We start from the raw sequence: 6,659 nt of genomic DNA on the forward strand, positions 1-6,659 counted from the left end.
AGCGGCGGTCCGGTCTTCATTGCCTCGTTGAAGCGGCAGGGGCTTAAATACAACCTCCTCGTTTTGGGGATACTCGCCCTGTGCGCCGCCCTTGCCGGAGTCATAGGGAAAGTACTCCACCTCAAGGGGACCATCACCGCCGGCCTGTATTCGGGCAGCCTTACCAGCACCCCGGCACTGGCCGCCATCCTCGATACCCTCAAGCACAATTACTCGCCCGGCAGCGCCCTCGAGCATATCCTGGCGGAACCGGTGGTCGGCTATTCCATCTGCTACCCCATGGGGGTGATCGGCACCGTCGTGGCCATAAGCCTCTCGCAGCGGATCTGGCGCATCAATTTTGCCGACGAGGCCAAGGAGTTGAAGTCGATGGGAGCCGCGACCGAGCCGCTCAGGAACCTGACCGTCCGCGTCACCAGGTTCCCGGCCTGCTGTTCGAAGCCGCTCGACGAATTGCGCCGTGAGCAGGGATGGGATGTCATTTTCGGGAGGGTCAAGCGGGATGATCGGTACCAGCTGGCCAGCCCGGAGGAGGAATTGCGTGCCGGGGACCTGGTCACGGTGGTGGGGCCGGCGGAGGATGTCGAGCTGGCTGCATCTTACCTGGGAGAAAAGAGCGAGGAGTCGATCGATCTCGACCGAAGCGAGTTCGATTTCAGGAGGATCTTCGTCTCCAGCCAGGAGGTTGCCGGGCGGCCGCTGCGCGAGCTGAACCTGCGCAAGAAGTACGGCGCGGTCATTACCCGGGTCAGGCGGGGAGACGACGAGTTCCTGGCCAACGGCGACCTGGTGCTTGAACTGGGGGACCGGGTCAGGGTGCTGACCCATCACGACAACATGAAGGCCATCACCAAGCTGTTCGGGGATTCGTATCGGAAGGTGAGCGAGGTGGACGTACTCACCTTCGGCTTGGGGCTCGCGCTCGGCCTGTTGCTGGGGATCATTCCCATCCCGCTCCCTGGCGGGATCGTCTTCAAGTTCGGCTTTGCCGGAGGCCCCCTGGTGATGGGGATCATCCTGGGCACCATCGGCCATACCGGCAGGATGTTCTGGAGCCTTCCCTACAGCGCCAACATGACCCTGCGCCAGATCGGGATGGTGCTGTTCCTGGCAGGCGTCGGCACCCGCGCGGGATACAGCTTTCTCTCCACCTTCACCCAGGGAGGCGGCTTCGTCATCTTCGGTGTCGGCATCGCGCTCACCTGCATCGCATCCCTGCTGGCGCTCTGGATAGGGTACCGCGTGCTGAAGATCCCGATGACGCTGCTGATGGGGATCATAGCCGGGCTGCAGACCCAGACGGCGGTGCTGGGCTATGCCCTGGACCAGACCAAGAACGACCTTCCCAACATCGGCTTCGCCTCGGTCTATCCCGCGGCGACGATCTTCAAGATCATCTGCGTGCAGATCCTGCTGGTGGCCCTGGGCTAGCAACCGCGACCGCGTCCCGGCCGCCCGTGGGAGCGCCCTTCCGGGCGCGAACCGGTCACCGCTTGCGGCCCCGACGTCGCCGCCGGAATCGCCCTACCTCTGGTATCCTGCCAGCTCGCAGAGCTGGTCGATCAATCCCACCTGGCCCTTCAGGATCTTCTCCCTGGCCTGCTCCACGTCGAACCACCCCGCCCGGTCGACCTCCGGGAATTCCGCCTGGCGCCCCGATCTGGGCGGCCATTCCGTGGTGAAGGTGTTGCTGGTTATGGTCTCGGCGTCGCAGTCGCCTTCAACCGCCCAGGCCCGCACCGACTTCCCGCCCGGCTGCCGGATCGCGGTCAGCTCCCTGAACTCCCCCGTCGCCTCGTATCCCGTCTCTTCGGCGAACTCCCGCTTTGCCACTGCGAGGGGCTCCTCCTCATCCGAGTACTCCCCCTTCGGAATCGACCAGGCGCCGAGATCCTTCTTGGCCCAGAAGGGGCCGCCGGGATGCACCAGGAAGACCTGCAGTACGTGATCGTGCTGGCGGAACAGCACCAGCCCCGCGCTTCTCTTCGGCATCGGATTCCTCCTCTTCAGTGGTCAGGGCTCCCCTTCGCCAGGGGCAATCAAAGCTTTACCACAGAGCGGCACAGGGTAACACAGAGGAAAACGAAAAACTGGTACTTGATCTCCCCCTCGTGGAGGAGAACCGTCTTGAACTCCCTCTCCCTTGACCGGAGCGAACCTGCAACATTGTAGGAGCGCCCTCCGGGCGCGAACCCGCGGCTGTTCGCGCCCGGAAGGCGCTCCCACGGGCAGAAAAGTTCCCCCCACCCCTGCCCCTGCCTCCCTCCCGCAAGGGGGGGGCCTCATAAGCGAACGGGGATTGTCATTAAGTGAAGCTCGGCGGGAAACTCCCCCTCCCTTGACCGGAGCGAACCTGCAACATTGTAGGAGCGCCCTCCGGGCGCGAACCCGCGGCTGTTCGCGCCCGGGAGGGCGCTTCCACGGGCAGAAACGTTCCCCCGTTCGCAAAAGGGGGGGGATGTAAGGGAGCCGTTTATGGAGAGGTATAGAAGGAGACCTTCGTGAAAGGGGATCGCCCTGAAAGGGAGAGATCGAAGGGCGCGGCGGGCTTGCAGTGCCGGGTGAAACTAAACGGCAGGGACTTAGAGTGCCTGGCCGCGTGGAAGCTGCCAACCCTTCACCAGCGCCGCGCACCTTATTGTGATCACGGCCACGGCCGAAACGGTGAGGTTGATGGCGGAAGGGACGCCGGCCTGGTGCAGGGAGTACAGGAGCGCACCCCCGACCACGCAGGCCGAGGCGTAGATCTCCCGCTGCAGGATGAGCGGTATCTCGTTGCTGAGGAGATCCCGGACCAACCCACCGCAGGTGGCGGTCATGACTCCCATGATGACGGCTCCCATGAAACCGAGATGGAAGTTCAGGGCCTTGGAGGTGCCGATGACCAGGAAGGTGCCGAGACCCAGCGCGTCCAGGATCAGCATGGCCCGGTTCATCCTCTCGAAACTGCGGGGAGTGAGGAAAACGACGATGGAGGCCGCCACCGCGAGGTAGAGGTAGAGCTCGTTCTTGAAGCAGAAGGGAGGTGTGTCGTTAAGGAGGACGTCCCGCATGACCCCGCCGCCTGTTGCCGTCACGATGCCGAGGACGACCACGCCGAGGAGATCCATCCTGCGGCGCACGCCGGCCAGGGCCCCTGACGCGGCGAAGGCCACGGTGCCAAGGAGGTCGAGGGTGTAGATGATGTCACTGTGGTGGTTGATAATCACGTACGGCTACCGCCTGTTTATTCGAAATCTGCATCACTCGGCGATATACCGCGATAGTCGGGGACGTCGTGCCAGAAGCGCTGCTGCAGTTCCTTCATGAGAGGTTCCAGGCTCTTCCTGTCCGAGGCGCTGAGAGTTATGGCGTTAAACTTCCGCGTCAGCTGGCGGACCTTCATGAAGGCCAGCGGGTCGCTCTTCTTGAGCTGCGGGAGGATGTCCGCCTTGTTGAAGACCAGGAGCTTGTGCTTGTCGGCCAGCCCCAGTTCGCCCAGGATGGCGTCTACCTCGGTGATGTGCTCCTCAAATCGGGGGTTGGCGCAATCGACCAGGTGGATCAGCAGGTCGGCGTCCTTCAACTCCTCCAGGGTAGCCTTGAAGGCGCCCATGAGGGACTTTGGGAGACTCCTTATGAAGCCGACGGTGTCGGTGATGATCACCTCGCGGTCCATGGGAAAGCGCAGCCGCCTGGACGAGGTGTCCAGGGTGGCGAAGAGGAGGTTCTCGGTGAAGACCTCGCTCTTGGTCAGGGTGTTCAGCAGGGTCGACTTCCCGGCGTTGGTGTAGCCCACGATGGAGATGATGGGGATGCCTGCCTTGATCCTCTTCTGGCGGCGCTGATAGCGGCCGCTGGAGAGTTCCTTCAGCTCGCGCTCCAGGTGGGCGATCCGGTCCCTGATGCGCCGGCGGTCGGTCTCCAGCTTGGTCTCGCCAGGCCCGCGCCCGCCGATCCCCCCCATGAGGCGGGACATCTGCACGCCGCGCCCGATCAGCCTGGGGAGGAGGTACTTGAGCTGGGCCAGCTCCACCTGGACCTTGCCGTCCTGCGTGGTGGCCCGGCGGGCGAAGATGTCGAGGATCAGCTGGCTGCGGTCGATGACCTTCAGCTCGGAGAGCTCCGAGATCGAGCGGACCTGGGCGGGGGAGAGCTCCTGGTCGAAGACCAGCATGGTCGCCGCCAGCTGCAGCGCCTTGATCAGCACCTCGCGGATCTTCCCCTCACCCATCAGGTAGCGCGGGTTGAACTCCTTCGGGCGCTGGATCACGGTGTCCAGCACCCCGACGCCGGCGGTCCTCGCCAGCTCTTTCAGCTCCTCCATCGAGTCCAGCGCCTCCTCGAGGGGGGACTGGGTTACCGAGATCAGGATGGCCCGTTCCTGGCCGCTCGCGACTTCCTTCCCTTCCTTCAGACCCCGCTCCAATGAGTATTCCAGGGTTTCGATGAAGGCGCGGAAGTCGAGATCGTAGTTGGCGAAGGGGACGGAGGCCTCGACCTGGTAGGGAGGGGTGTTCTCCTTGGGCGGGACCAGCGAGGCGGTCTGGATCGAGAATCGGTCGGGATTCTGGGTGAGTTGCAGCGCCGCGATCATGTCCAGGCGCAGAAGCGAAAGGTCTGTCAGGTCGTCGTCGGAGAGGGCTTCGGCCTTCAGGTGGGTGTGCACGAGACGCACGCCACGCAGGAGCCTTCTTCCCAGCGGGTAATCTTCCAGGGCGGGAATCAGCAGAGCCCGCTCGTCGCCGACCACGACGTAGGCGACTTCACCGATCCGGCTTAGCAGGACGCCGAGCTGGCGCCGTATCTCCAGGGAGATCTCCGCCAGTTCCCTGGCGAGTTCCAGCGAGATCACCTCGCCGGGGCTGACCCGGCGGCGGAAAAGCCTCTCCAGTCTCTTCACCTGGCTTGGCTTGAGACCTGTCAGATTACCCTGTGGCTGTTTGATGGCGGTCCTCCAGGAGGTGGTCGATGTTTCTGTAGAACGGCATCCATGCCGCGAGTCTCTAACGCTGCCCCCCCGCAGGCCGGGGGAGTGCCGATCCTCAACGCCTTAAAGATTACTACAAACCGATGATATTGTAGCCGCTGTCGACGAAATGGACTTCGCCGGTGACACCGCCGGAGAGGGGGCTTCCGAGATAGAGGGCTGCGTTGGCCACTTCTTCCTGGTTGATGTTACGCCTGAGGGGCGCCTTCCCGGCGACGTGCCCGGCGATCTGGTTGAAGCCGCCTACACCTGCCGAGGCCAGGGTTCTCAGCGGACCGGCTGAGATGGCGTTGACCCTGGTTCCCTCCGGGCCCACGGCCTCGGCGAGATAACGGACGGAAGCCTCGAGCGCCGCTTTGGCCACACCCATCACGTTGTAGTTGGGGAAAACCTTCTGCGCGCCATAGTAGGTCATGGCGATGATGCTGCCGTTTCGTCCCGCCATCAGCGGTGCGGCCCCCTTGGCCATGGCGATCAGCGAGTAGGCGCTGATCTCGAGCGCCGTGGCGAAGCCCTCGCGGGTGGTATTGAGGAAGGAACCTTTGAGCTCCTCCTTGTTGGCGAATGCTACCGAGTGAACGAGGATATCCAGCCCGCCCCAGGCCTGCCCGACCTGGTCGAAGAGCTTGGCCAGATCTTCATCGCTTCTCACGTCGCAGGGAAGGGTGAGGCTGACGCCGATGCTCTCGCCAAGCGGGATGACCCGTTTGGCCACGGCCTCGCCGGCGTAGGCGAGAGCCACCTCGGCTCCCTCGCGGCGGTACGCCTCGGCGACAGCCCAGGCGATGCTTTTGTCATTGGCCACTCCAAAGATGAGGGCCTTTTTTCCATCTAGTAAACCCATGCAATTTCCTCCTCGTCGGCGGCGGCAGCGTAACCTTGACCATCTTTGCCGGCCCGACGTATAGCCGGCCATAATAATGAAAAATGTTCTTGTTTGCAACAAATATGGCCTATTTATGTTTTAATTTTGGAGGGGGTGAAGAAGGATGGATGACGCGTACCGCACCATGTTTGAGGGAGAAGACGAGCTGGCTCGCGCCAACAGCGTGATGGAGGTCATGCTGAAGCTCGCACGGCTAATGAAGCGGGTATTCCACTGCCGCCTGGCACTGACCTACGTGCTGGAGGAGCATGGCGGCCGCTTCACACCGGTCGGGTGCAGCGGGCTTACGGCCGGCGCCGTTCCCGTCTTCCTGGATCATCCGCTCCCCCTGCAGGCGCTTCCCCTGCTGAAGAAGATCATCGAGCGGCGACGGGGGCTCCTTCTGACCCGTTTGATCCCGCCGGGACTCCTCCCTGCCGCGGTGGTCGAACTCTTCCCGCACTGTGCCGTCCTCGCCCTCCCCATGGAGGTCAGGGGACAGGTGGTCGGCTTTGCCTTTGCTCTGCGCGCGGCCCCGTTCACCATCAGGGAAAGGGCGCTGCTGGACTGGACGGTCACGCATGCCGCGCTGGTGGTCCATTCCATCTCGATGGGGATCTGCGTGGCTGCCGGACGCGGCGTTATAGGAGAGGACGGAATCAGGGTCTGCGACGGAGCCCGCAGCATGTTCGTCAACACCGTGGCCAGCCTGGTCAATGCCATCGACGCCAAGTCACCCTGGACGAAGGGGCATTCGGAGCGGGTGATGAAGACATCGGCCATTATCGCCGCCGCCCTGGGGCTAAGTGAGTGGGAAGTGGAGCG

At 63.4% G+C, this 6,659-nt stretch carries 6 protein-coding genes; 2 read left to right on the top strand and 4 right to left on the bottom strand.

The features are described 5' to 3' along the window. Positions 1–1,431 (top strand): aspartate:alanine exchanger family transporter (locus AC11W3_RS03360; RefSeq protein WP_484092480.1); only part of this gene is annotated, 1,431 nt, incomplete at its 5' end. A gap of 93 nt (positions 1,432–1,524) precedes the next feature. Here the strand turns inward: AC11W3_RS03360 and AC11W3_RS03365 are convergent. From AC11W3_RS03365 to AC11W3_RS03380, 4 genes are all read right to left on the bottom strand, one after another. Next, on the bottom strand, positions 1,525–1,992 hold the full coding sequence (locus AC11W3_RS03365; RefSeq protein ID WP_484092481.1) for an NUDIX hydrolase: 468 nt from the start codon (positions 1,990–1,992) through the stop codon (positions 1,525–1,527). Positions 1,993–2,582: 590 nt separating this feature from the next. Next, a complete protein-coding gene (locus AC11W3_RS03370) occupies positions 2,583–3,209 on the bottom strand; it encodes a trimeric intracellular cation channel family protein (RefSeq protein ID WP_484088478.1) in 627 nt (208 codons plus the stop codon). A 17-nt stretch (positions 3,210–3,226) separates the two neighbouring features. Continuing rightward, entirely contained in the window at positions 3,227–4,882 is a 1,656-nt protein-coding gene (hflX, locus tag AC11W3_RS03375; protein ID WP_484088479.1) for a GTPase HflX, read from the bottom strand. A gap of 160 nt (positions 4,883–5,042) precedes the next feature. Continuing rightward, positions 5,043–5,813 (bottom strand): enoyl-ACP reductase FabI, encoded by a 771-nt coding sequence (locus AC11W3_RS03380; protein WP_484088480.1) that lies wholly within the window; start codon positions 5,811–5,813, stop codon positions 5,043–5,045. A gap of 145 nt (positions 5,814–5,958) precedes the next feature. On the opposite strand from AC11W3_RS03380, the gene AC11W3_RS03385 reads away from it, so the two are divergent. Next, on the top strand, positions 5,959–6,659 hold a 701-nt coding region (locus tag AC11W3_RS03385; RefSeq protein ID WP_484092482.1), incomplete at its 3' end, for an HD-GYP domain-containing protein.

It is taken from the genome of Geomonas sp., from assembly GCF_056994735.1.

Excerpts from the sequence above, each read along its gene's own strand:
- AC11W3_RS03365 (WP_484092481.1), bottom strand. The coding sequence starts at position 1,992 with ATGCCGAAGAGAAGCGCGGGGCTGGTGCTGTTCCGCCAGCACGATCAC.
- AC11W3_RS03380 (WP_484088480.1), bottom strand. The coding sequence starts at position 5,813 with ATGGGTTTACTAGATGGAAAAAAGGCCCTCATCTTTGGAGTGGCCAAT.